Source organism: Geodermatophilus obscurus DSM 43160 (assembly GCF_000025345.1).
Lineage (GTDB): Bacteria > Actinomycetota > Actinomycetes > Mycobacteriales > Geodermatophilaceae > Geodermatophilus > Geodermatophilus obscurus.
Genome location: NC_013757.1, coordinates 3,717,677 through 3,742,725 on the forward strand (window position 1 = coordinate 3,717,677; position 25,049 = coordinate 3,742,725).

The 25,049-nt window shown below is 70.7% G+C and carries 24 protein-coding genes and 1 pseudogene; 11 read left to right on the forward strand and 14 right to left on the reverse strand.

The window, feature by feature from the left end; translation table 11 throughout:
- Positions 1 to 28 precede the first annotated feature (28 nt).
- Positions 29 to 838: an IS5-like element ISGeob3 family transposase gene (locus tag GOBS_RS17275; protein WP_012948966.1), complete on the forward strand. Its 810-nt coding sequence runs from the start codon at positions 29 to 31 to the stop codon at positions 836 to 838.
- 77 nt (positions 839 to 915) lie between these two features.
- Positions 916 to 2,028 (forward strand): IS630 family transposase, encoded by a 1,113-nt coding sequence (locus tag GOBS_RS17280; RefSeq protein WP_012949547.1) that lies wholly within the window; start codon positions 916 to 918, stop codon positions 2,026 to 2,028.
- A gap of 310 nt (positions 2,029 to 2,338) precedes the next feature.
- Here GOBS_RS17280 and GOBS_RS29795 read toward each other — a convergent pair whose 3' ends face one another.
- The 3 genes from GOBS_RS29795 to GOBS_RS17300 all read right to left on the reverse strand — a co-directional run bounded on the left by GOBS_RS29795 (position 2,339) and on the right by GOBS_RS17300 (position 6,311).
- Positions 2,339 to 2,824, reverse strand: a complete 486-nt coding sequence (locus tag GOBS_RS29795; RefSeq protein ID WP_208104311.1) for an aldolase/citrate lyase family protein — start codon at positions 2,822 to 2,824, stop codon at positions 2,339 to 2,341.
- Between the two features lie 232 nt (positions 2,825 to 3,056).
- Positions 3,057 to 4,049: an aldo/keto reductase gene (locus tag GOBS_RS17295; protein WP_012949549.1), complete on the reverse strand. Its 993-nt coding sequence runs from the start codon at positions 4,047 to 4,049 to the stop codon at positions 3,057 to 3,059.
- 588 nt (positions 4,050 to 4,637) lie between these two features.
- Positions 4,638 to 6,311: a biotin/lipoyl-containing protein gene (locus GOBS_RS17300; RefSeq protein WP_208104312.1), complete on the reverse strand. Its 1,674-nt coding sequence runs from the start codon at positions 6,309 to 6,311 to the stop codon at positions 4,638 to 4,640.
- 338 nt (positions 6,312 to 6,649) lie between these two features.
- On the opposite strand from GOBS_RS17300, the gene GOBS_RS29800 reads away from it, so the two are divergent.
- Both GOBS_RS29800 and GOBS_RS17305 read left to right on the forward strand, forming a co-directional pair.
- On the forward strand, positions 6,650 to 6,841 hold the full coding sequence (locus GOBS_RS29800) for an RGCVC family protein (protein ID WP_208104313.1): 192 nt from the start codon (positions 6,650 to 6,652) through the stop codon (positions 6,839 to 6,841).
- A 165-nt stretch (positions 6,842 to 7,006) separates the two neighbouring features.
- Positions 7,007 to 7,351, forward strand: coding sequence for a cupin domain-containing protein (locus tag GOBS_RS17305; protein WP_012949550.1), 345 nt, complete (start codon positions 7,007 to 7,009; stop codon positions 7,349 to 7,351).
- Positions 7,352 to 7,479: 128 nt separating this feature from the next.
- On the opposite strand, the gene GOBS_RS17310 is transcribed toward GOBS_RS17305, so the two are convergent.
- The 8 genes from GOBS_RS17310 to GOBS_RS17345 all read right to left on the reverse strand — a co-directional run bounded on the left by GOBS_RS17310 (position 7,480) and on the right by GOBS_RS17345 (position 13,555).
- Positions 7,480 to 7,938 carry an SRPBCC domain-containing protein gene (locus GOBS_RS17310; protein ID WP_012949551.1) on the reverse strand — a complete coding sequence of 153 codons (459 nt, stop codon included), beginning with the start codon at positions 7,936 to 7,938 and terminating at the stop codon, positions 7,480 to 7,482.
- Between the two features lie 140 nt (positions 7,939 to 8,078).
- Positions 8,079 to 9,062 carry an NAD(P)-dependent alcohol dehydrogenase gene (locus GOBS_RS17315; RefSeq protein ID WP_012949552.1) on the reverse strand — a complete coding sequence of 328 codons (984 nt, stop codon included), beginning with the start codon at positions 9,060 to 9,062 and terminating at the stop codon, positions 8,079 to 8,081.
- Between the two features lie 91 nt (positions 9,063 to 9,153).
- Positions 9,154 to 9,879, reverse strand: coding sequence for a DUF4386 domain-containing protein (locus GOBS_RS17320; RefSeq protein WP_012949553.1), 726 nt, complete (start codon positions 9,877 to 9,879; stop codon positions 9,154 to 9,156).
- A gap of 38 nt (positions 9,880 to 9,917) precedes the next feature.
- On the reverse strand, positions 9,918 to 10,199 hold the full coding sequence (locus GOBS_RS17325; protein ID WP_012947835.1) for a hypothetical protein: 282 nt from the start codon (positions 10,197 to 10,199) through the stop codon (positions 9,918 to 9,920).
- 171 nt (positions 10,200 to 10,370) lie between these two features.
- Positions 10,371 to 10,559, reverse strand: a complete 189-nt coding sequence (locus tag GOBS_RS17330; protein WP_012949554.1) for a hypothetical protein — start codon at positions 10,557 to 10,559, stop codon at positions 10,371 to 10,373.
- Positions 10,560 to 10,598: 39 nt separating this feature from the next.
- Positions 10,599 to 11,207, reverse strand: a complete 609-nt coding sequence (locus GOBS_RS25615; RefSeq protein WP_012949555.1) for an ABC transporter permease — start codon at positions 11,205 to 11,207, stop codon at positions 10,599 to 10,601.
- 33 nt (positions 11,208 to 11,240) lie between these two features.
- Positions 11,241 to 12,077 (reverse strand): ATP-binding cassette domain-containing protein, encoded by an 837-nt coding sequence (locus GOBS_RS17340; protein ID WP_243697528.1) that lies wholly within the window; start codon positions 12,075 to 12,077, stop codon positions 11,241 to 11,243.
- A gap of 701 nt (positions 12,078 to 12,778) precedes the next feature.
- A complete protein-coding gene (locus tag GOBS_RS17345) occupies positions 12,779 to 13,555 on the reverse strand; it encodes a TetR/AcrR family transcriptional regulator (RefSeq protein WP_012949557.1) in 777 nt (258 codons plus the stop codon).
- 269 nt (positions 13,556 to 13,824) lie between these two features.
- Between GOBS_RS17345 and GOBS_RS17350 the strand changes: the two genes are divergently transcribed.
- The 3 genes from GOBS_RS17350 (at position 13,825) to GOBS_RS25620 (ending at position 17,055) form a co-directional block, all read left to right on the forward strand.
- Positions 13,825 to 14,844, forward strand: coding sequence for an NAD(P)-dependent alcohol dehydrogenase (locus GOBS_RS17350; protein ID WP_012949558.1), 1,020 nt, complete (start codon positions 13,825 to 13,827; stop codon positions 14,842 to 14,844).
- Positions 14,841 to 15,602, forward strand: coding sequence for a DUF4389 domain-containing protein (locus tag GOBS_RS17355; protein ID WP_012949559.1), 762 nt, complete (start codon positions 14,841 to 14,843; stop codon positions 15,600 to 15,602). Before GOBS_RS17350 ends, GOBS_RS17355 begins: the two co-directional genes overlap by 4 nt.
- 226 nt (positions 15,603 to 15,828) lie before the next feature.
- Positions 15,829 to 17,055: an alpha/beta fold hydrolase gene (locus GOBS_RS25620; protein WP_208104314.1), complete on the forward strand. Its 1,227-nt coding sequence runs from the start codon at positions 15,829 to 15,831 to the stop codon at positions 17,053 to 17,055.
- Positions 17,056 to 17,411: 356 nt separating this feature from the next.
- Here the strand turns inward: GOBS_RS25620 and GOBS_RS17365 are convergent, their stop codons facing one another.
- Both GOBS_RS17365 and GOBS_RS29805 read right to left on the reverse strand, forming a co-directional pair.
- The gene (locus GOBS_RS17365) at positions 17,412 to 18,290 is read right to left on the reverse strand and encodes an IS5-like element ISGeob1 family transposase (protein ID WP_012949561.1); all 879 of its coding nucleotides are present in this window, start codon (positions 18,288 to 18,290) and stop codon (positions 17,412 to 17,414) included.
- 168 nt (positions 18,291 to 18,458) lie between these two features.
- Positions 18,459 to 18,560, reverse strand: a pseudogene (locus tag GOBS_RS29805) (SRPBCC family protein); the annotation flags it as partial.
- Positions 18,561 to 19,484: 924 nt separating this feature from the next.
- On the opposite strand from GOBS_RS29805, the gene GOBS_RS17370 reads away from it, so the two are divergent.
- From GOBS_RS17370 to GOBS_RS17385, 4 genes are all read left to right on the forward strand, one after another.
- A complete protein-coding gene (locus tag GOBS_RS17370; RefSeq protein WP_041241557.1) occupies positions 19,485 to 19,781 on the forward strand; it encodes a hypothetical protein in 297 nt (98 codons plus the stop codon).
- Between the two features lie 961 nt (positions 19,782 to 20,742).
- The gene (locus GOBS_RS17375; protein ID WP_012949566.1) at positions 20,743 to 20,967 is read left to right on the forward strand and encodes a DUF7455 domain-containing protein; all 225 of its coding nucleotides are present in this window, start codon (positions 20,743 to 20,745) and stop codon (positions 20,965 to 20,967) included.
- Positions 20,968 to 21,110: 143 nt separating this feature from the next.
- Entirely contained in the window at positions 21,111 to 23,357 is a 2,247-nt protein-coding gene (locus GOBS_RS17380; protein ID WP_012949567.1) for a VanW family protein, read from the forward strand.
- A gap of 142 nt (positions 23,358 to 23,499) precedes the next feature.
- Positions 23,500 to 24,564, forward strand: a complete 1,065-nt coding sequence (locus GOBS_RS17385) for a YihY/virulence factor BrkB family protein (protein ID WP_012949568.1) — start codon at positions 23,500 to 23,502, stop codon at positions 24,562 to 24,564.
- A 220-nt stretch (positions 24,565 to 24,784) separates the two neighbouring features.
- Here the strand turns inward: GOBS_RS17385 and GOBS_RS17390 are convergent, their stop codons facing one another.
- The gene (locus tag GOBS_RS17390; protein ID WP_012949569.1) at positions 24,785 to 25,012 is read right to left on the reverse strand and encodes a DUF3039 domain-containing protein; all 228 of its coding nucleotides are present in this window, start codon (positions 25,010 to 25,012) and stop codon (positions 24,785 to 24,787) included.
- Positions 25,013 to 25,049: the final 37 nt, after the last annotated feature.

A 25,049-nucleotide genomic window follows, 5' to 3' on the forward strand; every position in this document is an offset into this window, starting at 1 on the left:
GGAACGATCGTCACCGCAAGGACCCCACGTGATCACCTACTCTGCCACGCTCGACGTGCCCGCTGAAACCGCCACGCTGCTGACCGAACTGCTGATCGCCGAACGGCTGCGCCGGGGCACCGGCGTGGGCGCCCGCGCCGCGTCGGCCCGAGAGCAGGCGGTGCTGGTGCTGCGCTGGTTTCGCGAGGACGCCGACATGACGGTGCTCGCCGCCGACACCAAGATCTCGATCGCCACCGGCTACCGCTACCTGCACGAAGGCATCGACGCCCTCGCCGCCCACGCACCAGACCTGCACCAGGTGCTCGAGGCCGGCAAGGCCGCCGGCTGGACCCATGTCGTGCTTGACGGCACCCTCATCCGCACCGACCGCTGCCGAGTGAAGAACCCCGACACCGGTCATGACCTGTGGTTCTCCGGCAAGCACCACACCCACGGCGGCAACGTGCAGATCGTCAGCGACCCCGACGGGCACCCGGTCGCAGTCTCTGACGTCGAACCCGGCTCGACCCATGACCTGGCTGCCGCCCGAGCCACCGGCTTCCTCGGCGCGCTGCAGGCCGCAGCTGCCCTGCTGGGCCTGCCCGCGCTGGCCGACAAGGGCTACAACGGCGCCGGCGCCGGCGTGCTGACCCCAACCAAGGGCCACGGCCTGCATCCGGACAACCTCGCCCGCAACCAGCTCATCGGCTGCCTACGCGCCGAAGGCGAACGCGGGATCGCGCTGCTCAAGACCCGCTGGAAGGCGCTCAACCGCATCCGACTGTGCCCTCAGCGGATCGGCGCCGTCACCAAAGCAGCGCTCGTCCTGACCCGCGCCGAACGACCAATCCGTTGAGAAAACCTCAGTGGTAGCCCTAGTGCTCCGTTGCGGTGTTCCTTGATGTGATCATGGCTTGGGGTCGACCATTTCCTATGCCTGCGCACGTGCGGACGGTCGAGGTGCCGGAGGGCGATCGGCGAGAGCTGGAACGGCGGGTCCGGGACAAGGCAGCACCGGCCCGGGTGGTCGAGCGAGCCCGGATCGTGCTGCTGGCCGCCGACGGCGTGCCGGGCAAGCGGATCGCCGCGATCGTCGGCTGCGCCGAGCCGACGGTGGTGACCTGGCGCGGCCGGTACGCCGAGCGCAGCCTGGCCGGCTTGGAGGATCTGCCCCGGCCGGGCAAGCCCTCGCCGCTGCCCGAGGCGCTGCGCGATCGGGTGCTGGAGCTGACCCTGACCGAGCCGCCGACGCAGTTCGGGGCGACGCATTGGTCCTCGCGGCTGCTGGCTGAGGCGCTGGCCGGCGAGGGGACGCCGATCTCGCACGTCACGGTGGCCCGCATCTGGCATCGCTTCGGCGTGCAGCCGTGGCAGGCACAGACGTTCAAGTTCTCCACCGATCCGCAGCTGGAGGCCAAAGTCCGTGACGTCGTCGGGCTGTATCTGCACCCGCTGGAGAAGGCAGTGGTGCTCTGTATGGGCGAGAAGCCGCAGATCCAGGCGCTGGAGCGGACGGCTCCGACCCTGCCGGTGCGGCCCGGAGATCCCGAGGCGGCCACCCTCGACTACGTCCGGCACGGCACCACCACGCTGTTCGCCGCTCTGGAGGTGGCCACCGGGCGGGTCACCGAGGCCTGCACCCAGCGCCACCGTCACCAGGAGTTCCTGGCGTTCCTCAAGCAGGTCGCCGCCGCCTATCCCCGCCGCGAGCTGCACGTCGTGGTCGACAACCTGTCCACCCACAAGCACCCGGCGGTGCGCGCCTGGCTCGAGCGGCATCCCAGGATGCAGCTGCACTTCACCCCGACCTCGGGATCGTGGCTGAACCTGGTCGAGGCCTTTTTCTCGATCATCACCCGGCAGGCGCTGCGCCGCGGGAACTTCCCCACCGTGGCCGACCTCGTCAACGCCATCGAGCGCTTCATCGCCGCCTGGAACGACCGCTGCCGACCGTTCACCTGGACCAAGGATCCCGACACCGTCATCGCCAAGGCCACCGACCCTCGCCGCCGGAAGACACAGACGACGTCAGTTACGGAGCACTAGCGCGTTTAGGACAGCGCGGCCGGCGATCGCGAAGACGATGAGCAGTGCGCCAGAATAGGTCGCAGCTTTTAGCGGCCGGAGTCGAAGCCCGGTGGGCGGCCGCCGGCCGAGCCGCGACGTCGGCGACGGTTGGCCTGGTAGGCATTGTCCGGAATGGTGTGGCCGATGCTCCGGGAGCGCAGCAGCCGCGTGACCACGACAACCGACGTCATCGCGCCGGCTGCGGGGCCCAATGCCGCACCGCCGCCGAGGTTCTGGCGCACCGTCCTGGTTCGACCGACCGCCGCCGTGTCAGCCGGCGTGCTCCTCCCTATGTCGTGGCCTGGGCCCTGGCTGAGGTGATCGCGCCCTGCCCGCCGCTCGAGCAGGACTTGACTGCCGCCAACGCACTCCCGTCGGCGGACCACCTCCTCGGCACCGACGCCATTGGCCGGGACGTCCTCAGCCGGCTCCTGCACAGCGGCGCCCCCGACGGCCAGGCACAGGTCCGACGGGCCCACGTAGACATCGTCGACTCCGGGGGTGGCGCAGATTTTGCGCACGTTGGCCAGGCCCGAGGGGTTTCGATCATGATGATGACGAGCCGCGTGGCGTGGGAGTCCGCCGGCGTCGGGCCGCCCCGTAGACCGGAGCGCATGGGTCCATAGGAGCGGCGCCCGGCCGGTGGGTACGTCGCCGCGGCGACCGTCGCAGCGGCCTGCGTCTCGTCGTCCACGAGCGGGACGACGACCCCGCCCGCCCCCACGTCGAGCACCTTTCCGATGTAGGTGGGGTCGTTGGCCTCGACCCGCACCATGCCCACCGGACTGCCCGCCGGCGTCGATCGCGGTCAGTCCGGCGAGCACACCCAAATAGCCCAGCAGCCCGTGCTGGGCGTCGAAAGCGCTGTAGTTGTAGCCGACACGGGCGAGCCGCTCGGGCGAGACAGGCGAGTCCAGCTTCACCCAGTAGCCGAGCATCCGTTCACGAGCTGGGAACCTGGCGGCGAAGGCGGTGAAGTGTGGGTCGGGCACGGATCTCCGATGAGGTCAACGGTTGTAGGCAGGCATCGGGCCGCGCAGCGAGGTCCCGACTTCATTGCAGGCGGCGACGACGTCCACCGGGAGGGGTCCCGCTGCGGCCGCGGCGATGTTCTGCTGCAACTGCTCGACCCGCGAGCCACCGAGCAGGACCGCACCGATGTCGGGCGAGCTCAGCAGCCAGCGCAGGGACAGTTCCGGCAGGGCCACACCGGCGTCGTCGGCGATCCTGGCAAGCCGCTCGACGGCCGCGAAGATCCCCGGGGTCCAGTAGCGGTCCCGGTACATCCGGGCGAGCCGTGACTCCCCGAAGCGGCCGGTGCCGGCAGCGGTGAACGAGTGCTTGCCGGTGAGCAGTCCTCCACCGAGGGGGTTGTAGACCATCGTCAGGAGCCCGCTGACGCGGGCGAACTCCAGGTACTCCTCCTCGATCCGGCGGGCGACGAGGTTGTACACCTGCTGCGCGACGACCGGTCGCGGGCAGCCGACCACGTCGGCTGTGGCGTTGAGCTCGGCGATCTGCCAGGCCGCGTAGTTGGAGACACCCAGTGCTCCGATCTCCCCGCGGTCCATCGCCTCCTTGACCGCCGTGAGCGTCTCGTGGATGGGCGTCGCCCGGTCAGGCTGGTGCAGGTAGAAGATGTCCACACGCTCCACCTGGAGCCGCCGCAACGAGCCCTCGAGGGACGCACGTAGGCCCGCGGCCGACAACGGTGCGGATTCCCCGGCGTCGGGATGCGGGATCCCGGCCTTGGTCGCCAGGACCATCCGGTCGCGTCGGGTCGCCATGAGGGATCCGAGGATGACCTCGCTCTGACCGCCGGCGTACCCGTTGGCTGTGTCCACGCCGGTGAGCCCGGCGTCGAGGGCCGCGTCGAGCATCGCCGCCGCTCCTTCGGCGTGCACCGTGTCGCCGAAGGTCATGGTGCCGAGCACCAGCCGAGACAGCGGAACCGGTGCGCCGGGCACCTCGACGGCGGCGGGGTCGGGAACGGCCATCATGTGGACGCTGCCTCCTTGGTCACCGGCTCAACACTCGTCACCGCTGCTGTCGCCTCCGGGCCCTGACGGCACAGACGGGATGCCCAGGTGACCCGAGTGCATCCCTCCGAGACCTGGACCGGCAGGTCGGCGAGGTCGGCAGCGAGGCCGCACACCGGGACGTGCAGACACGGCAGTTGCTCATCAGGGCCACCACCGGCAGCACGGTGGCTGAGCTCTTGGCGGTGATCCTGATCGGCGCGGGATCGATCTTAAGCCTCTGGGCCTGATCACCGAGGCTTGCTGGCGCCCGCCGTAGTTGGCGGACGACTTCACAGTTATCAATAGGATTGTTGGTAGGTTGATCTGAGCTCATCTGGGTCTCGGCGGTTCTGCCGCCTGACCTGGGTTTCTCCGGCAACCGCGGTCCGCGCTGCCGCACCGATACCATTCAGCGTCAACTTCCGAGCAATCCTTTCAGTAGTACTGCAACGGCACTTCCTCGTGTCGACGCTTCTGATTTTGCGTCTCGGCGGTGTGTCGTCCCAGGGATCATGCGATCGGACCGGGCACGTCAGAGGGAAGTGCCGTTGCAGTACTCGTGCCGCGTTACATAACGCCTGCCATAGGGCCCAGGCACCGCGCCAACACACACATGGTCCGTCCGGAGCTCACCTCCAATGGTGGGCGGCAGGTCATGCCCGGGCCGGACCAGCGCACGACCACCAGGAGATCTCCACCTTCGACCTGCGTCACCTGGCCGATGGCGGCGCGGTTGACGGTGCCGGCGACCGGGGCGGTGATGGCGGCCTCCATCTTCATCGCCTCGATGGTGGCGATCGCCTGCCCGGACTCCACCGGGTCGCCCTCCTTGACCTGCAGGGTGACCACGCCGGCGAACGGTGCGGCGACCTGGCCGGGGTCGCTGCGGTCGGCCTTCTCGGCGGCCTTGACCTGCGCGTCGACCGGGCGGTCGCGCACCGAGACCGGTCGCAGCTGGCCGTTGAGGGTGCACATGACCGTGCGCATGCCGCGCTCGTCGGGATCGGAGACGGCCTCCACCCCCACGAGCAGGGTGACCCCGGGCTCCAGGTCGACCGCGTGCTCGTCGCCGGGCCGCAGCCCGTAGAGGAACTCCTTGGTCGGCAGCACCGAGACGTCGCCGTAGGAGTCGACGTGCGCCTCGTACTCGCGCGTGGGTCCCGGGAAGAGCAGCCGGTTGAGGGTCTGCCGGGGCTGCTCGGCCAGCCCTCGCTCGTCCTCCGCCGACAGCTCCGCCGGCGGCTCGGCAAGACGGCGGCCCTCCAGCGCACGGCTGCGGAACGGCTCGGGCCAGCCGCCGGGCGGGTCGCCCAGCTCGCCGCGCAGGAAGCCGATCACCGAGTCGGGCAGGTCGTACTTCCCGGGCTCAGCGGCGAAGTCCTCGACGCTGACGCCGGAACCGACCAGCTGCAGTGCCAGGTCGCCGACGACCTTGGACGACGGGGTGACCTTGACCAGCCGGCCCAGCAGCCGGTCGGCGGCGGCGTAGGCGTCCTCGACCTCCTCGAAGCGCTGTCCCAGCCCCAGGGCGATGGCCTGCTGGCGCAGGTTGGACAGCTGCCCGCCGGGGATCTCGTGCCGGTAGACACGCCCCGTGGGCGCGGCCAGGCCGGACTCGAACGGCGCGTAGACCCGTCGGACGGCCTCCCAGTACGGCTCCAGGTCGTTGACCGCGGCGAGGTCCAGGCCGGTGGCCCGCTCGGTGGCGTCGGTCGCGGCGACGATCGCCGACAGCGGCGGCTGGCTCGTGGTGCCGGCCATGGAGGCGACCGCGCCGTCGACGGCGTCGACCCCGGCGTTCCAGGCCGCCAGCAGGGTGGCGAGCTGGCCGCCGGCGGTGTCGTGGGTGTGCAGGTGCACCGGTGCGTCGAAGCGCTCGCGCAGCGCGGACACCAGCGTCGCGGCCGCCGGCGGGCGCAGCAGGCCGGCCATGTCCTTGATCGCCAGCACGTGCGCGCCGGCGTCGACGATCTGCTCGGCCAGCCGCAGGTAGTAGTCCAGCGTGTAGAGGTCCTCGCCGGGGTCGGAGAGGTCGCCGGTGTAGCACAGCGCAACCTCCGCGACCGCCGTTCCCGTCTCCCGGACCGCGTCGATCGCCGGGCGCATCTGGGCGACGTCGTTGAGTGCGTCGAAGACCCGGAAGACGTCGAGGCCGGTGGCGGCGGCCTCCCGGACGAAGGCGTCGGTGACCGCCTCCGGGTAGGGGGTGTAGCCGACGGTGTTGCGGCCGCGCAGCAGCATCTGCAGGCAGATGTTGGGCGCTCCTCGACCTTATCCACCGGTGGGCGGGCAAACAGCAGCTTCGGCATGGTCGATCACCACCACGGCGCCAAGCTCGGGGTGTCTATTCAACCCCTCGTTGAGGAACGCAGCACTACATGCGTCCGCGCGCTCGCCGCCCCCGACGCGATGACAAGCCCCCTATCCCCCGCCCCGGCACTCATCCTCGGACGCTCCGCCACAGCTGACGGAGTAACGTCCAGTGTTGTCGGTTCCTTTCCGCATCGCCCGCAACGCGGTGCGGTATCCGACAGCCCTCTATCCCCGTCGTCCGTCGGCGGAGTCAGGCTGTTGCCACCATGACCCTCTTGGCCCCAACGATTTCGAGCGGAACCATCCCCGACGCCCGAGCCACTGCCCCGTGCGGAAAGGACGTCGGGTGCGACGTCTGTCAACACTCGTTGGCCTGTCACGACGCGATCGGTTTGAGATTCTGCCGCGCCACCCTTAACGGCGCCATCACCAGGGGCTGCGTCTGCCGGCCGTCGTGACGCCGACGCACCGCAACGAGCTGCCTGCCCGATGGGAGAACTGCGCAAGGAGCACCGACACCCCCCTGGGCGCGACGACGTGCGGTCACGGCACCACGTCGAGGCTGATGCCGGCTACGTCGCACGCCTCCTGATCGTGCGGCTGTCAGGCAGGGAGGGCTGAGCATGGAGAAGATTTCGCTCACGGCCCTGGCGCGTCAGCAAGTGGAACTCGCGGGAAGCGCGTCGAGCGGCCGCAGCGCATCTACCGTGTACGGCGGTCACGAGCACAGCCTCCGTCAGACGGTGATTGCGCTGGCCGCCGGACGGTTGCTGGAAGAACATGCGAATCCCGGAGAAGCCACCGTCCATGTGCTGCACGGGCGGGTCCGCATGGCCGCCGGCGAAGATTCCTGGGAGGGCTCCCCTGGCGACTTGTTGATCGTTCCGGACGCTCGGCACAGCCTCGAGGCTCTAGAAGACTCAGCAGTCCTACTGACGGTGGTCATGAACCGCTCACGCGGCAGCTGATCACCGGGGAGCCGACCTCAGCATCACGTCTGGCCAGAAGTCGGTCCCCTGTGCAGACAGGGGGACGGCCCCCAGTCCGGTTGACTCCTCGGGAGGGTCGTCATGGTCCGCCGCGTTGGCGGCACCGGTCACGGCACGACCGGCCCCGCCGCGTGAGCGGAGTGGGCGACGGCTCGGTCTCGGAGTGCTGTGTTCATCGCGGCGAAGCCGGTGGCGGTGTCGTCGAGGATGCGGGGCATCATCGGGACAAGCAGGCCGGTGAAGGTCTCGCGCTGGACGAAGCGGGTGCTGCCGTCGGGGATGGGCTCGAGGCGCAGTTCGTGCTCGCCGTCGAAGAGGCCGGGCACCCCGAGCCGTCCGCGCCAACGAATGAGCGTGCCGTCTTCGACCGCGAGCACGGTGGGGCGGAAGGTCATCGTGCGCGTCCCGGGGCGGACAGTGAGCGTCAGGCGCTGGCCGGGGGCGAGCCGGCCGGATAGCCGGGGCATGAACGGGTTCCAGTCCTGGTACCGGTCGGTGTCGGTCAGGAGCTGCCAGACCGTGGCGGCAGGCGCCTGGATGTCGACGGTGTGCTCGATGGTCCTCATGGTTTCGGTCCTCTCAGTGGCGGGTTGCCGGGGTGAGCCGCGCTGGATTGGTGGGGTGTCATGGGTCCGGCGCGGAGGGCGGCGATGCCGGCCGCCCAGGCGGCGTCGACGTCGCGAGGGCTCCACGACGGCTGCCCGGCTCAGGTGACGGTGATGACGACCTTGCCGCGCGCGTGTCCCTCTTCCAGGTAGCGCAGGCCTGCAGCCGTGTCGGCCAGCGGATATGTCCGGCCGACGACCGGGGTGAGCTTTTCGGCGTCGATGAGCTCGGTGACGGCGAGGAGGTGTTCGCGCGTCCAGGTGGCCGGGAGCGGTCGGAGCCGCTGGCCGACCACAGCGTTGAGGGCGAGCACGCGGAGGATCACTCCTATCGGGCCGAAGACGTGGCCGGGTGAGCCGCCGGCGTTGGAGACGAGGGTCCCGGTGGGGGTGAGCGCCCGGCGCAGTCGGCGCAGCGGCTGGTTGCCCACGTTGTCGTGGATCACGTCGTGCTGGGTGCGTCCGTTGGTGAAGTCGTCCTTGGTGTAGTCGATGACGTGTGCGGCGCCCAGCGACCGGACGAGCTCGACGTTGCGGGTGCTGCGCACCCCGGTGACCTCTGCGCCCAGCGCCGCTGCGATCTGGACGGCGAAGCTGCCGACGCCGCCGGCGGCCCCGTTGATCAGCACCCGGTGCCCGGCCCGCACCTGTCCGACGTCGCGGATCGCGCGCAGGGCGGTCTCCCCCGCCATGGTGACGCCGGCCGCCTGTTCGAAGGTCAGCCGCGCCGGCTTGAGCACCACCCGGTCCGCTGCGGCGCGGGCGTACTCGGCGAACGAGCCTCGCAACCAGCCGAGCACCTCGTCCCCGGGCCGCAGCCCGCGCACGTTCGCGCCGACCGCTTCCACGACCCCGGTGCCGTCGGCCCCGGCGATCCGGTTTTTCTGCCTGGGCTTGGTCACACCGACTTCCCCCATAAGCCGCGCGACGTACGGGGCGCCGCGCACCATGTGCCAGTCGTGGGGGTTGAGTGCGGCGGCGTGCACGCGGACCAGCACGTCGTCGGGCCCGATCTCTGGGAGGTCCGTGTCGACGAACTGCAGGACGTCCGGGGAGCCGAACCGCTCCTGAACGATCGCCTTCATCGCTGCTCCTTCGTTGCTGGTGTGTGGTGGCTGTCGGAGCCGGACCCGGCCGTCCCGCGAGGGCGGGGCGGCCGGGTCCGGGCGTGCGCTCTCAGGCCGGCGACAGTTCGGAGTCCCGGTCAGTCGAGGTGAGCGCGGCGACGGCGGCGGGGTTGAAGCCCTTGACGGTTAGGTAGACGCCGAGCGACAGCTCCCACAGGGCGATCGGGGCGGCCGCGATCACGTGCTGCCCGGCAGCCAGGTCGTGTGTGCCGAAGACGACCCCGAGCACGGATGCAAGCAGCAGGGGCGCTCCGATGAGTCCCATGAGGGGGATGGCACGTGGCACGAGGCCGGACCGGTACATCAGGGTGCCCAGCAACAGCGCGTTCACGGCCGCCAGGACGTTGGGCCCGAACAGGAACGTCCATTCGTAGACCGCGACGAGGGCCGCCCCGACGGGAACCAGCGAGGCTTCGTCTGCTCCGGCGGTTCCGGCCAGGTCCTGCCGCAGGGTCACGACGGCAAAAAGGCTCACGACGCCGATGGAGATGATGGCGGCTTCCAGGAGCCGGGAGGCGACGAAGCCGAGCGCCAGGGTCTGGCTCTGGCGCTTGACCACCGTGAACAGCACGACTGCAGTCGCGATGCAGGCGAGGGCGTTGACCATGTCGAGCAGGCCCCCGACGAGGACGCGCGTGTCGGCGCCCGAGCCGACGATGTAGCCGGAGTCGCTCAGGACGGGGTCCAGGAAGAAGAACCGGGCGGGGATCGAGGCGGCGAACGTGACCAGGTACAGCCCGCCCGCAAGCATCGCCGTCTTCCTCAGCCGGTCCATCGGAACTCGTGCGGTTGCCGCGGGTCGGTCGGTCAGTGTCATGCCGGTTCCCCTTCTGCGGATCGATGGTCGATCACGGGGACGTCGGGGCGGTCGGGTTCCACCTGGGCGACGGAGACCAGTGACAGGCCCGTGTCGCGCAGCGTGTGCAGCAGGCCGTGCAGGGCGGCCTGGTCGACGACCGGACCGCAGATGTTCGTGGTGCCGTCGGTCTCGTGAGTGAGGCGCATCCCGTCGAACCAGGCGGCCCAGCGGGACTCGAGATGCCCCTTGACTCGGATCTGGTACTGCCTGGGCTCGTGGTACTGGCCTGTTGACATGTCGGCTCATCTCCTTCCGCGGTGCGAGCGAAAGGTAGGAGCGGATGTGATGAGACCGGATCACCATGTGTGGTGATTGATGTGGTGACCTCGCCGACCACCACGCCGTAAGGGCAGTTCAGGACGCAGCGCCAGCTTGGTGGGGCAAACTGCTGATCCCGCGAACCCGACTCAGTCCGTGTCGCGCCGGTACAGCAGCACCGATCCCACGATCAGCGCGACGGCGGTGTACCCGGCGAAGACCAGAGCGCTCTCGGGTCGGGTGAGCGCCACGGCGATCGCCTCGGGGGTGTCGAAGTCGTTGGCGTAGGCGAGCAGCTTGTTGCCGGCGAAGAAGGGCAGGAAGCGGGAAATCTCCACGGGCAGGAAGAGGTTAAACAGGTTTTCCAGGACGAATCCCTATACCAGCACGCCGGCGATGGCCGCCGTGCTGTGCCGGATGATCATGCCGATCCCCAGCCCCAGCACCGCCGACAGCGTGGTGAACAGCAGGGCCCACGCGACCGTTGCCGGCAGTGCCGACGTCTCTCCCATGTCGAGGCCGGCGAGGGCGGCGCCACCGAAGCCGGCGGCCAGGCCGGCTGCTCCGACGAGCAGGCCGAAGGCGGCGGCGGTCAGCGTCTTGGACAGCGCGATGATCCAACGCGCCGGTCGCGCGGCCACCGCGCCCGCCAGGGTGCCGTGCTGTACCTCGGAGCCGAACAGCAGAACTCCACCGATCGCGGCCAGCATCGAGGTGACGCTGGTCCAGTAGAAGCCGACCTCGGAGACGAACAGCACCTCGTCGGTCACGAACATCGCGACCGCCCACGAGACGAGCAGACCTCCGACGAGCGCCAGCAGGAGAATCGCCCGGTTGACCCGGACCGTCGAGGCCTTGATCCAGTCGCTCCTCAGCGCCGCGAGAACAGCCCGGGCGTCACCGCCCGCGGAACGTGTGGCGGGGCGGTACTCGGGGATCGTGGTGGCCGCCGATGTCTGGTCCGCGCCCGCACCTGTGATGGTCATGTCGTGTCCTCTGGGTCAGTAGTCGGTGGCGGATCAGGTAGAGGCGAACTCGGCGGACGTCCTGGTCATGTCGAGCAGGCTGTCCTCGAGCGAGCGAGACGTCTCGGTGAGCTCGAGCACGCGGATGCCGCTGTCGAACGCGATCTGCGAGACCACGGTTCGGGTGGTTCCCCGGACGATGAGCCAGTCGGCCGCGGCTTCAACGACGAAGCCGTACGCGGCGAGAAGTGCGACGAGTTCAACTGGCTGCGGGGTCTCGACGATCACGGCGACGTCGTGGCGCCCGGTGATCGCCTCAACCGACTCAGCAGCGAGCAACCGTCCGCCGCCGATCACAACGAGGTCGTCGGCGAACATGCTGAGCTCGCTGATGAGGTGGCTGGACACGAAGACCGTGCCGCCTCGAGCGGCGAAGTCGCTGAGATAGTTGCGCAGCCAGCGGATGCCGTCGGGGTCCAGACCGTTGGACGGTTCGTCCAGCAGCAGGATTTGGGGGTCGCCCAGCAGGGCTGCCGCCAGCGCCAGGCGCTGCCGCATACCAAGAGAGAACTGGCCCGCCCGCTGATTCGCTGCCGTCTCCAGGCCGACCTCGGCTAGGACCTGCTCGGCCCGGCCGGCCGGGACACGGCTGATGGCGGCGGTGGCCCGGAGGTGGTTCAGAGCCGTGCGGCCGGGATGCACACGGGCGTCGAGGACGCATCCGACGGACCGAGCCGGCCACTTGAGGTCCTGGTAGTGAACGCCGTGATAGCGGACCTCACCGCTGTCGGGTCGGGTGAGCCCCACCATCATCCGCATGGTGGTCGACTTCCCGGCGCCGTTCGGGCCGACGAACCCTGTGACGCGGCCGGCCGCCACGTCGAAGGTCATGTCGTCGACGGCCAGCCGCTTGCCGTACTGCCTGGTGAGGCCTGAGACCGTGATCATGAGCGCACTCCGTACCTGTCGGTGTGGTCAGGGCTAATCGGCCGCGCTGCTCGCTCCGACCGGGGGTCGAAGTTCTGCATCGCGATGGCCGTACTCGGGAGCGCGCTCATGCCGCCTTTGACCGATGCCCGGATACGCGAATGGGGTGACACACCCATCCTTGGACGTCGTACAATATTTGTACGGCGTGCACAGACCATCTGCCCGGGCAGAGGCGGCGTCAAGGGGCGCGGTCGACTCGCGGTCGGAACCAGCCGGGAACGCGTTGGGACGCGGCGTGCCCTCACTGGAAAGAAGACACCCGTAACGCGTCGCTGAACCGCTCCTGCCTTGCCGAGCCCGAACAAAGACTCAAGGCCCTAGTCGCACCGCGGTGCGCACTCGGTTAGTCATTCGGCCCGTGCGAGACCGATCCGCTTCAGGCGAAGGTAACCCGCCAGTGCTCCGCGGCCGCCTCTGGACTATCGAGCGGCCGCTCCGCTGCCGCGGCGCGAACCGCAAGGTGTCACTACGTCGTCCCGTCGTCCCCTCGTCGCGGCCCGAGGGCAGGTCGCTGTCGCAGATGACCATGTCGTCCAAGTCGTCGCGGAGGCTCCTGCCGACAGAGCGATGACACCCAAGCGGCACCCCTGGCCGACTCGGTCCTAGCGTGCCCGTCGGGTGGACGAGTCGGCGCCCTGCGCCACCACCAAGTTCCCTCGGGGGTTCGCAGCAGTCGACGACACCCATGCGGTGAGGCCATCGAGTATCCGGCGAAGGCGCCAGAGGTACTGCTCGGTGGAGATGTAGCCGGCTCTCGTGGCTGCCGCCGCCGCGCTCAGGGGGAAGCGGTCGGTCGGTGTCGCCGAGAACGTGACCTGCCGGGTAGCGACCCGTTCCGACTCCGGTGACAGGCGCCCGGGCTGGCGCGCATCCGAGACTTCCAGGGCGATCGAGCCGACCACATAGGCGAACAGCAGGTAGGCCGCGCGCGCGGCGTCGCCCGGGTTGAGCCCGGCGTCGGCCAGCAGCTGCAGGAGTCGTTCGTTGATGGCGAGTGCGTGGGGCCCGTTCAGCGGGCCGCCGACGAGCAGGGGGACCGCGCCCGGATGTGCGGACAGTCGCTCCCGGAGCTCCAGGGCCAGCGCTTCCACGCGTTCGCGCCAGGGCCGGCTCCGGTCGGCGAAGGCGTCGTGGTCCACCTCGCCGAGCAGTCGCTCGACGAGCGCCTCGAACACGGCGGCCTTGCCCGGGAAGTAGGTGTAGACCGCGTTCGGGGCCACGCCGACCCGTGCGGCGATGCCGCGGACGGAGGCGGCGTCGAGGCCGCCCTGGTCGAGCAGAGTCGTTGCTGCGTCGAGGATCTCGTCCTCAGTGAGGGCTCGGCGGGGTCCAGGGCGCCGTCGCCTGGCTGGTTCTGATGTCGTTTCGACCGTCTCCATTGACGTCACTCCGCCGAGGGTAGAGGGTTCCTGTACGTCGTACAAATCGTGTACTTCGTCCAGGGTGGGGACGCGAGCACAACCGTAATCACGAACCACGGCCTTCGCCGGACGACTGGGGACTGTTCGTGGCGGGCGCGCTCGCGTTCGCCGTCCACCGCTCCACCTCCTGACCCCGAAGCCGACGACGAGAGCGGAAGGTTCCGATGTCCACCACGCAGCTCAAGAATTTGAGGGGGCCGCCTGCGGCGACCCCCGGCAGACAGACGATGAGGGCGGTCCTACAGGACCGCTACGGCCCCGGGCCCGAGGAAGTCCTGCGGCTCGCGGAGATCGACCGGCCCGCCGTCACCGACGACGAGGTCCTGGTGCGGGTGCGCGCGGCCAGCGTGGACCGGGGCACCTGGCACGTCATGGCCGGCCTGCCCTACCCCATCCGGCTCGCCGGCTTTGGGCTGCGCCGGCCGAAGTACGCCAACCCCGGCCGGAACCTCGCCGGCACGGTCGAGGCCGTCGGCGCCGACGTGACCGGCTTCGCGCCGGGCGACGCGGTGTTCGGGACGTCCACCAGCACCTTCGCCGAGTACGCGACCGCCCGACCGGCCAAGCTGGCCCCCAAGCCGGCGAACCTCTCGTTCGACCAGGCGGCATCCGTCCCGGTCTCCGGCAGCACCGCCCTGCAGGCCGTCCGCGACCACGGACGCGTCCGGGCCGGTGAGCAGGTGCTGGTCATCGGCGCCTCGGGAGGCGTGGGCAGCTTCGCGGTGCAGCTCGCGAAGGCGGCGGGAGCCGAGGTCACCGGCGTGTGCAGCACCGCCAAGATGGACCTGGTCCGCGCCCTGGGCGCCGACCACGTCGTCGACCACACCCGCGCGGACTTCGCCGACGGCGGGTCCCGCTACGACGTCGTCATCGACACCGGCGGCAACGCCCGGCTGTCCCGTCTCCGCCGCGCCCTCACCGCCAGGGGGCGACTGGTGATCGTCGGCGGGGAGACCGACGGACGGCTGCTCGGCGGCAGCGACCGCGGAATCCGGGCTACCGTGCTGTCCCTGTTCGTCGGTCAGCAGATGGGCACGTTCGTGGCCTCGGACAGGGCCGCCGACCTGATCGCCCTGGCCGAGCTCATCGAGGCCGGAAAGCTCACCCCCGCGATCGACCGCACCTACCCCCTCAGCGAGGTCGCCGCGGCGATCCGCTACCTCCTGGACGGGAGGGCCCGAGGCAAGCTCGCCGTCTCCGTCTCCCCCGGCCGCACGCAGACACCAGCCACAGGGAGCACGCCATGACCGATCCCCGCACGCCCTATCCGGTTCGCGTCGACGCGGCACTCGACCCGTCACTGTCCCGCTGGTTGTGGCTGGTCAAATGGCTGCTGCTGATCCCCCACGTGGTCGTGTTGTTCTTCCTGTGGGTGGCGTTTGTCGTCGTCACGGTGATCGCGTTCTTCGCGATCCTGTTCACCGGGCGCTATCCACGGTCGCTGTTCGACTTCAACGTCGGGGTCATGCGCTGGTCCTGGCGGGTGCACTACTACGGCTACTGGGCCCTGGGCACCGACCGCTATCCGCCCTTCACCCTCGCCGACGTGCCGGACTACCCCGCGCACCTGGACGTCACCTACCCCGAACGGCTGTCCCGCGGCCTGATTTTCGTGAAGTGGCTGCTGGCCATCCCGCACTACCTCGTCCTCGCCGTCTTCGTCGGCGGCGGGCTGTGGCTGGGCACCCGAGCCGGCGACACGAACGACGCCTGGGACGACGCCGCGAACGCCGGCATCTCCCTGGTCGGCCTGCTCGTCCTGATCGCCGCCATCGTGCTGTTGTTCACCGGCCGCTACCCCAAGCCGCTCTACGACTTCGTCATGGGCATGGACCGCTGGGCGCTCCGGGTCGGGCCCTACGCGGCGCTGATGACCGACCGCTATCCGCCGTTCCGCCTCGACACCGGCGGCACCGACCCCGGCACGGTGTCCGCCGGCCCCGTCCCGCCGTCGCCCTCCGGGGCGCCGACCGCAGGGCCGCCGACCCCGGCCGCCGCGAGATGACCCCTGGCTGCCCCGGGTATGACGCAGGCCCCGGGGCGGCCAGGACCACCCGACGCCGTCCATGGCGGCCAGGACGCTGATCCGACCAAGGGGCAGCACGATGACACACATCCACCGCGGGACTGTCACTCCGGCGACGCCCACCCCCAAGAACGAGGCCCAGGAGCGTCCGTACCGCCCTGATTCCGGGTCGAGGGGACACATCGGTTGGATCGTGGCTGGCTCGTTGGCCACAGGACTCCTCGCTGCGGCGCTCCTCGTCGCTGCCCCGTTCATCGCGCCAACGGAAACCGGGGTCACTGGCGCATTCCTATGCGGACTGGCGCTGGGCTGGGCGATGCTGGCGGTGCTCTCGGTGCGGTTCACCGATCAGCCACAGCGTTGGGCTGCAGCTCCTGCACTGTTCATGGCACTGAGCGGTCTCCTTCTGGTGGCGCTCGGCTCCTCGGTGCACGAGGTCCTCACCTGGGTGTGGCCGCCCGCCCTGCTGGCGCTGGTGATCTGGTTGCTCGTCCGCGCCCATCGGCAGCTTCGCAGCCCGAGCAGACGCTGGCTGCTCTACCCAGTGATCGCGGTGCTGGCTCTCGCCTCGATCAGCGGCGGCTACGAGACCGTGCGCGCAGCAGCGGCTGCCAAGGCCCCCATGCCGGGTCAGTTGATCGACGTCGGCGGACACCGCCTGCACCTGAACTGCACTGGCTCTGGCAGCCCCACCGTCGTGCTCGAACCGGGTGCGGGCGGGACGTCCTCGGACCTCGGGTGGATAACCCCGGCCGTCGCTCGTGACACCCGAGTCTGCGTCTACGACCGTGCGGGCCGCGGGTGGAGCGAGCCCGCTGATACCCCTCAGGACGGCACGCAGATAGCAACCGACCTGCACACGCTGCTGCACCGCGGACAGGTTCCCGGACCGTATGTGCTGGCGGGCCACTCCTACGGGGGCCTCTATGCGCTCACCTTCGCCGCCCGCTACCCCGACGAGGTCGCCGGAATGGTGCTGGTGGACTCCACCGCACCGGCCTCGGCGGCGAAGCCGAGGGCAACACCGTCTGGTGACGGGGGCTCCTACGACCTCATGGGCCGTGTCTCGACACTGGTCTCGACCTCAGCTCGATTTGGTCTGCACCGCCTGGTCGGCTTCCAGACCGCAAGCGATGTCCGCAGCACGATCGACGAGTACGTGCAGACGAATTCCTCCGTGGAGCAAGCGGCATCATTGCGCAACTTCGCCGACAAGCCGGTGGTCGTCCTGACGGCCGGCAGCGGAGGTGCCGCCGACTGGTCGGCGAAGCAGGACGCTCTGGCCACCTTGTCGACCGACAGCGTCCACCGCGTCATCGAGGGCACCGACCACGCAACGCTGATCGAGGACGGCAAGGGCGCAGCCGCCACCACTCGAGCGATCTTCGACGTCGTCTCCTCGGTCCAGAGCGCACGGCCGCTGGCCAGGTGATCCGCGGACGTCCTACCGGGAAGCACGATGAGCACGACCCGCGGAGGACGGACAAGCTGAGCGAACGCAACGTCCGCTCAGCCGCTGAGCCCTCACTCTGAGCGCCGGGATGGCGGCCTGAATACCAACCTTAGCCATCGTCAGTGGTCGGCGAGGGCGACGGTGACGGCGTAGGTGGCGTTGCGGCCCAAGTTGCCGCGCGGCCAAAATGCAACATCTACAAAGGCGAAACCATGAACACCACCATTGCGCGCGCAAGTCAGCGCTAGGCTCGGCAAGAACGCCCAGCGAGCCGGTATATCTCGATCGCGGCAGCCATTGAGCCATTCTCAGTAACGACTCAGCCCGGTTGATCATCATGTGGTCCGGTCGTGCTCACGGTGCAGCAGGACAAGGGCGGCGGCGGTGCTGGCGCCGATGCGCCAGGGGCAGAGGCTGACCCGGCGCAGCGCCTTGAAGGTGGTCTTGAGCAGCGAGTTGCCGCGTTCGGCCGGCGCCCGGGTGGCCGCGTGCAGCAGATTGACGGTGTGCTGGTCGGCGGTCAACCGATGACCGGCGCGGTGCTTGATCGGCGTGGTCAGCGCCGCCCGCTCGCCTTCGTAGCCCAGGTCGGCCAGCACAGCGTGGACCTGGTCGGTCCACTCGGCCAGCAGCGGCAGCGCCTGGGCGTGGGCGCGCAGCGCGGTGGTGTCGTGCTCGCGGCCAGGCCGGACCGCAGACGTCCACAGCGGCCAGCCGTCCGGGGCGGCGATGACCTGCACGTTGCCGCCGTGGGCGGTGTGCTTGCCCGACCACCACAGGTCCACCCGCCGCTCCGGCCGGTCGCCGCGTGCGGTCGGACCCGGGGTATGGCAGCGGTCGGTGCGGATCAGGGTGCCGTCCACGGTGACGTGCGCATGCCCGGCGGCGCGGGCGGCCAGCAGCGCTCCGCGCAGCCCCGGTGCCGCCGTGGCGAGGACGTCGATGCCCTTGTGCAGATACCGGTAGGCCGTCGAGCGGCCGATCCGGTTGTCGACGGCCAGCTGGGCCAGCCGGGTGCCGTCGAGAAACCAGCGCAGCACCAGCACCGCCTGCCGGCAGCAGCCCAGCGCCCGCCGCCGGCCTCGCGTGCCTCGGCGACGGCGCTCAGCGGCCAGCAGACCGGACACAAACAACACGGTGGACTCCCTGACCGGGAGCACGGCGGTGTAGCTGACAGGATCGGACACGCCCACGACCTCGGTGCGGCTGGACATCTGTGGAAGGACGTCCCTCCTACCGAGGTCCTGCGCCCCCTTCCGGCCATCTCGCCACCCTCGGCGTGTCCCTGACCTGCCCGCCTCGGCTACTGGGAATGGCTCACTCGGTCGGGGGATCCGGGGCTGCTCCAACTGGACCCAGGACCTGACGGCGAGAAGCCCGTCGTCCAGGCGTCGAACCGAGGTCACCGTCGGCGCCCACTCCGGCCACATCTCGACCTCGCGCAGTACCTCCCAGACCTGCTCGACCGAGGCATCGACCTCGATCCTGGTGCGCTACTCCACCGGGCCATCCTGCTCCTCATCGCTACTGGAGATAGCCAAGATCAAGTGCCACACACCTCTTGCACCTCGGGTCAGCGATCTCGTTGTGACGTGTTACAGGAGGTCGGTCCGGACGCTGGGGACATGGCAAGCGGAGGCAGCGCCGACGCCAGGGCACGCCGGCGAGAACGCGAGCGTCAACGTCGCCAGCGCTCTGAACGCGAGGGAGCGAGGGACGTCCCAACGACGCCGAGCAAGGCCACTCCCGTGGCGGCAGACGGCAGTGCTCGACGGGCAGCCGCTACATCCTGTGCCTGGTGCGGCGGCGTAATCACGCCGCGGTCGCGGGGACCGATACCGAAGTGGTGCTCAGCCAGCTGCCGCCACCGCGCCTGGGAGCAGACGCGGGCCGCAGCGTCCGGCCGCTCGGCCGTCCAGGTCGTCGAGCGCCGAGTCGAGATCCCGACCCCTACGGCGCCGATGCGTCGGGACTGGGGACCGCTCCTCACCGAGCTGGCCCGCCAACTGGAGGACGGCCGCGTCTACGACCGTGACCTCGTTGCACTCGCCACGGCGCTGAACACCGTCCTCGATGCCTACAGCCGACACCCCTACGTCCGGGACCGGAGCCGCACAGGAGGCCTCCCCCATCTGCGATGAGCGCCCCAGGCCCAGTTCAGCTCTGGAGCATTCGGCCTGCGCGGCAGGCCCTGGACCCTGAGCGCAGCCCGGAGTCTCCAGTTGTCCTGCAGTGGAGACGACACCGGAAGGACCGGAGCGCCATTCGCCGCGGCCGCCGGATGTCCGGAGTCCGCGTCGTGGGGAGTGTGGACGAACAGGGGTCTGCAGTCCCGCTCGATCAAGGGCCTCCATGCGGGGGCTGCCTTGCTGGAGATGAACTGGAGAAGCGAACGCAGCCTCGTCTCCATGACGGCCGACCGCTCCCTGATCGCGCGGCTGGCCGCGCACGAGTCGTGGGCCAACACGGCCGATCCCAGTGCGCGGACCGCGCCGGCACGTCGCGCGCTGCTGGATCGCTTCGAGCGCCGCGTCGACCCCGACGGGCTGCTGTCGCCGGCCGAGCGGGCACGCCGAGCCGGGCACGCTCGCAAGGCCTACTTCACGCGCCTCGCGCTGCGGTCGGCACAGGCGCGGCGCAAGACGCCATCCGTAGCGGATGTGGACGGCGGACCGAAGGGGTCGGACGAGGATCAGCCGCAGTAGTCCGGCGCACCGACGTCGTCGGTGTCTCCCTCAACTCTGAAGCCGTGCTGCGCCGCGCCGCTGTCGTGCTGGTTGAGGTCCACGACAAGTAGCACGTCTCGGACCGCCGCCACCTCTCCGAAGAGTCCCCGGCCCAGCCCGACCAACCGGCCAAGGAGATGGCGCAGTCAGCCCTGATCGCGTCATGGTCACCCCACCACTCACCAACACGTTGAGGGCTACATGCACCACTCAGCGGACGTCACCACGGCCGCATCTTCAGTCCAGGATATTTCCATGCACACCGCTTCTCACCTGCAGGCTTGCCTGCTGGCAGTGCACACCGTTCAGGCGTTCCTAGTGCGCGACTACCTCGACTGAGAGAGGCCCCTCCGCCCCCCACCGCTCGCAGGCTCGCGGCGGGGCCCTGAAGAGGGGCCGTTCCAGCCGGCAGGGTCACGACGGCCCCCGACCGCACCGGTCGGGGGCCGTCGCCCTGTCGGCACCCGGGGCCCGCCGGGGAGTGCCACGGGGTCCGAGCGGCTCCCCGGGAGCCGGGACGCACGTGGCCGCGGCGCGGTCCGGAGGACCGCGGTGCCATCGCAGTGCCGGCCGGCCGACGATGTGCTCGGTGTTTCGGCGAGGTCACGATCTCACCCCTATGAGCCGGTCGATCGGTGTACGCCGTCACGCGCCGGGTAGACGGCGTAGCGTGGGGGTTGTCAAGACAGCAGCGGACCCACCAGCCGGACGATGACCGGCGCACGTGAACGACGAAGACAGCACGACACGACAGACCGGCACGAACCAGTGACGTCCCTGCTGACCCGCACCACCCGCACCACCGGCACCACCGGCACCGGCCTCACCGTCCACGGCGAGTCCGACGTCGGATCGGGGGGAACGGGAACACAGGGGGACATCCTGGCGCTGTGCAGGAGGCCGATCCGCAGCCGCGGGTCCGTGCGGTAGAGAGCGAGTGATGACCCAGATGACCCAGACGCTGACGACGACCCCGCCCGCCGACGACCTCGTCGTTCCCTTCCACTGTGACCGCTGTGGCGCACTGGCCAAGGTGCGGGTGGTCCTCGCCAGCGGTAGCGACCTCGTCTTCTGCGGGCACCACGCCCGTGAGTACGAGGGCAAGCTCCGCGACATCGCCGTCGACATCATCGAGACTGACGGCGAGCAGCGCCTCAGCCACTGACGGAGGCGCTATCGTCGCGGACAGCGATGAAGCCCTCACCCGACGCCGCCGCCGGCGTCCCGTTCCCGCCTGAGGGGGACAGGGCGCCGGCGGCTTCGTCGTTCCCGGGATCTCCCGGTCGACGACTACCCGGAGATCCCGCGATGCCCCCGCAGACCCCTGCGCCCCACGCCCAGCAGTCGCCCACCGGGCAGACGCCGGAGCAGCCGGACCACACCGCCCCGATCGGGGACGCCGAGGGCCTGTCCGACGAGACCCGGCCGGTGCCGCGCGACCGGGGTCCGATCGGCCCCGACGTCCCCGGCCCGGCCACCGGCACCCCGCCGCCCGCCACCCGGACGCCCGCCACCCGGACGCCCGCCACGCCGGCTGCCGGTGCCGACGGCCCGGCGACGGCCGGGGCCACCCCGGGGCCGGCCGTCGAGGACGGCGAGACCCAGGACATCCGTCTCGCGCCCGACGAGGCCCCCGGGCAGCTCCCGCCGCCCGCCGCGGACGCCGACGACCGCACCGGCGTCCTGCCGCCGGTGCCGGCGGACGGTCCGGCGGAGACCCCCGCCCCTCCCACCCCATCCGGTTCCGACGACTCCGGCGGTGACGGCAGCGGTCCGGACGACGGCGTCGGGCAGCCCCACCGTCCCTGGTGGCGCCGCCCGGCCGTGGTGACCCCCGTCGCGGCGGTGAGCGTCCTGGCCGCCGCGTACGGGGCGGACCTCCTGGTCGCCGGCAGCGACGTCCCCCGCAACACCGTCGTGGCCGGCGTCGACCTCGGCGGCCTCTCCCCCGCCGCGGCCACCGAGCGGCTGGAGACCGAGCTCGCGCCGCGCGTGGTCGCCGACCACGTGGTCCTGGCCGACGACGTGGAAGGCACCCTCTCCCCCGCCACCGCCGGCATCACCCTCGACGTCGAGGGCACCGTCGAGGCTGCCACCGAGCAGCCGCTGAACCCCTGGACCCGCCTGGTCACCCTCGTCTCCGACCGCGAGGTCGCCCCGGTCATCACCGGCGAGGACACCGCGCTGGCCGCCCAGATCGACGGGATCGCCGAACAGGTCGACCGCGCCCCGGCCGACGCCACCATCGCCATCGAGGGGACGACGGCCAGCGTCGTCGAGCCGGTGCCCGGACGCACCCTGGACCGCAAGGGTGCCGCCGAGGCGGTCACCGCCGCGCTGGCCTCCGGCGGCGACCCCAGCACCCCCATCGAGCTGCCCGTCGACGTCACCGAGGTGTCGGTGGACGTCGCGGCGGCGCAGCGGGTCCTGGACGAGACGGTCACCCCGGGGCTGGCGGCTTCGGTCACGGTGTCCAGCCAGGACGGCGCCACCTCCGTCGAGGTGCCCGAGACCGCGATCGCGGCGTCGCTGACCTTCACGCCGCAGGAGGACGGCGAGCTCGCCGTCGCCGTCGACCCGGCGGCGCTGGAGGAGGCGATGGGCGACGACTTCGCCGAGTTCGGCACCCCGGCCGAGGACGCCCGCTTCGAGCTGTCCGGCGACTCCGTCTCGATCGTCCCGTCGGTCGACGGCACCGGCGTCGACCCGGCCGCGCTCGCGACCCACCTGCTGGAGGTCCTGCCGCAGCCGGCGCCCCGCACGGTCACCGCCGACCTGGGTCCGGTGCCGGCGGAGTTCAGCACCGCCGAGGCGGAGGCGCTGGGCATCCGCGAGGAGATCAGCAGCTTCACCACGAACTTCACCAGCGCGGCCAGCGGCACCAACATCCGGGTGGCCGCCGCCGAGCTCGACGGCGCGCTGGTGCGGCCCGGCGACACCTTCAGCCTCAACGACCACACCGGCCCGCGCGGCACCGCGCAGGGCTACGTCGAGGCCGGCGTCATCAGCAACGGCGCGTTCACCACCGGCGTCGGCGGTGGCGTCAGCCAGGTCGCCACCACGATGTTCAACGCCGTCTTCTTCGCCGGCCTCGAGGACGTCTACCACAAGCCGCACAGCTACTACATCAGCCGCTACCCGGCCGGCCGCGAGGCGACGGTGTACTACGACTCGATCGACCTGCAGTGGCGCAACGACAGCGACACCGGCGTCTACGTGGACACCCAGTGGACGCCGAACTCGCTCACGGTCACCTTCTACGGGACCAAGCGGTACGACGTCGAGTCGATCAGCAGCGACCGCTACAACCTCCGCCAGCCGGTCGTGCAGGAGAAGCCGGACGACGGCAGCTGCAGCCCCCAGGGCGGCTCCACCGGGTTCGACATCACCGTCACCCGGGTGTTCAAGGACCCGGCCAGCGGCGCGGAGGTCAAGCGCGAGGACTTCCGCACCCGGTACGCCGCCGAGCCGGTGATCCGGTGCGTGCCGGTGGCCGCCCCGGCCACTCCGCCGGCACCCGACGGCGCCGCCCCGGTCCCGGCGCCCGGCGGCTGAGGAAGGACCCCTTGCCCCCCGCCATGGAAGGACCCCGTCCCCCTCACCCCTCGCAACCTCGGGGCGAGCCTCGAGACGGGGCCGGCGGCGGGTCCCTGCAGGCGGGCCGACCTGCGCGCTGACCTGCGTGCACACTGGGGCGGTGCGCACCGTCCTGCCCGGGGGCCGACCGGCCGACGCCGGACACCCCGAGGACGGCGCCGACGACGCCCCGGCCGGAGCGACCGCCGTCCCCGCGGAGTACGGCACGCGTGTGCGCGGACGGCTGGCCCGCTGGCCGGCTCCGCTGCGGGTACCGCTGCAGGTGCTCGGTCGGACGGTGGCCAAGGCCTGGCACGACCGCATCCTGGGGCTCTCCGCCGAGGCGGCGTTCTGGCAGATCCTCTCGGTGCCGCCGCTGCTGATCGGTCTGCTCGGCACGCTGGGCTACCTCGGCACCTTCATCGGCGACGCCTCGGTCGCCCGCATCGAGGCCGAGCTGGTCCGCGCCTCCACCGAGGTGCTCACGCCGGACGTCGTCGAGGGGCTGGTGCAGCCCACGCTCGACGACATCCTCGGCTCCGGGCGGCTGGACCTGGTGAGCGTCGGCTTCCTGCTCTCGCTGTGGGCGGGCTCCTCGGCCACGGCGACGTTCATGAACACCGTCGTCATCGCCTACGACCAGCGCGACGTGCGCGGCCCGATCCGCACGCGGCTCAAGGCGCTGTGGCTGTTCGTCGTCGGACTGCTGCTGGCGGTGGTCACGTTGCCGCTGCTGGTGCTCGGCCGGGGGGTGCTGGTCTCCCTGTTGCCGGCCGACTGGCGGGGCACCGCGACCGTGCTGGTCAACGCCGTGTACTGGCCGGTGGTGCTCGTCGGCCTGCTGCTGGCGCTGACCAGCTTCTACCACGTGGTGCTGCCACGGCGGCTGCCCTGGCACCGGCACCTGCCGGGGACCGTGCTGGCCGTCGCCTTCTTCGTCGTCACCGCGCTGGCCACCCGCACCTACGTGGCCGACATCCTCACCACCACGCTGCCCTACGGGGCACTGGCCACCCCGATCGCCGTGCTGCTGTTCTGCTTCTTCTTCGGGATGTCGGTGCTGCTGGGCGCGGAGCTCAACGCGACCATCCAGGCCCGCTGGCCCGCCCCGCTGCGCCGGCACCAACGGCGCAGCCAGGACCGCCGGGCCGCCAAGCTCGAGCGCGCCAGAGCAGCCCAGGGCTGAGCACGTCATCGACCTCCCGGCCGATCCCGCGGCCAGGTCCCGTCCCCCACCGGCGCCGAGCTCGCCCGGCCGCCCATCGGGCACCCCGGACCGGCATCGCGACGATCATGGAGTTGCGGTGGCGACACCCGGTTCCGGATGGCGTGTCGCCACCCGGGCTCCATGATCGTCGCGACATGGGCCCGTCTCGAGCTCCTGAGGCGCGGCGGACGGGGTCCTGCTACTTGCGCAGCTGCTCGTAGACCTCCTTGCAGGCCGGGCACACCGGGCTGCCGGGCTTCGGGCTCTTGGTCACCGGGAAGACCTCGCCGCACAGGGCCTCGACCATCGTGCCCATGACCGCGCTCTCGGCGATCTTGTTCTTGCGCACGTAGTGGAAGACCTCGTTGGCGTTGCCGGTGTCGCCCTCGCGGACGTCGGGCTTCTCGAGGATGTCGGTGCTGCTCACGCGGTGCTCCCTCAGGTCGAGGACGGGGCCGGGAGGC

Bases quoted from the DNA above. Each gene is read 5' to 3' on its own strand.
- GOBS_RS17280 (WP_012949547.1), top strand. From the start codon at position 916: ATGCCTGCGCACGTGCGGACGGTCGAGGTGCCGGAGGGCGATCGGCGA.
- GOBS_RS29795 (WP_208104311.1), bottom strand. From the start codon at position 2,824: ATGGTGCGGGTCGAGGCCAACGACCCCACCTACATCGGAAAGGTGCTC.
- GOBS_RS17295 (WP_012949549.1), bottom strand. From the start codon at position 4,049: ATGATGGCCGTTCCCGACCCCGCCGCCGTCGAGGTGCCCGGCGCACCG.
- GOBS_RS17300 (WP_208104312.1), bottom strand. From the start codon at position 6,311: ATGCTGCTGCGCGGCCGCAACACCGTCGGCTACACCCCCTACCCGGAG.
- GOBS_RS29800 (WP_208104313.1), top strand. From the start codon at position 6,650: ATGACCCTCTTGGCCCCAACGATTTCGAGCGGAACCATCCCCGACGCC.
- GOBS_RS17305 (WP_012949550.1), top strand. From the start codon at position 7,007: ATGGAGAAGATTTCGCTCACGGCCCTGGCGCGTCAGCAAGTGGAACTC.
- GOBS_RS17310 (WP_012949551.1), bottom strand. From the start codon at position 7,938: ATGAGGACCATCGAGCACACCGTCGACATCCAGGCGCCTGCCGCCACG.
- GOBS_RS17315 (WP_012949552.1), bottom strand. From the start codon at position 9,062: ATGAAGGCGATCGTTCAGGAGCGGTTCGGCTCCCCGGACGTCCTGCAG.
- GOBS_RS17320 (WP_012949553.1), bottom strand. From the start codon at position 9,879: ATGGACCGGCTGAGGAAGACGGCGATGCTTGCGGGCGGGCTGTACCTG.
- GOBS_RS17325 (WP_012947835.1), bottom strand. From the start codon at position 10,199: ATGTCAACAGGCCAGTACCACGAGCCCAGGCAGTACCAGATCCGAGTC.
- GOBS_RS25615 (WP_012949555.1), bottom strand. From the start codon at position 11,207: ATGACCATCACAGGTGCGGGCGCGGACCAGACATCGGCGGCCACCACG.
- GOBS_RS17340 (WP_243697528.1), bottom strand. From the start codon at position 12,077: ATGACCTTCGACGTGGCGGCCGGCCGCGTCACAGGGTTCGTCGGCCCG.
- GOBS_RS17345 (WP_012949557.1), bottom strand. From the start codon at position 13,555: ATGGAGACGGTCGAAACGACATCAGAACCAGCCAGGCGACGGCGCCCT.
- GOBS_RS17350 (WP_012949558.1), top strand. From the start codon at position 13,825: ATGAGGGCGGTCCTACAGGACCGCTACGGCCCCGGGCCCGAGGAAGTC.
- GOBS_RS17355 (WP_012949559.1), top strand. From the start codon at position 14,841: ATGACCGATCCCCGCACGCCCTATCCGGTTCGCGTCGACGCGGCACTC.
- GOBS_RS17365 (WP_012949561.1), bottom strand. From the start codon at position 18,290: ATGTCCAGCCGCACCGAGGTCGTGGGCGTGTCCGATCCTGTCAGCTAC.
- GOBS_RS17370 (WP_041241557.1), top strand. From the start codon at position 19,485: ATGACGGCCGACCGCTCCCTGATCGCGCGGCTGGCCGCGCACGAGTCG.
- GOBS_RS17375 (WP_012949566.1), top strand. From the start codon at position 20,743: ATGACCCAGATGACCCAGACGCTGACGACGACCCCGCCCGCCGACGAC.
- GOBS_RS17380 (WP_012949567.1), top strand. From the start codon at position 21,111: ATGCCCCCGCAGACCCCTGCGCCCCACGCCCAGCAGTCGCCCACCGGG.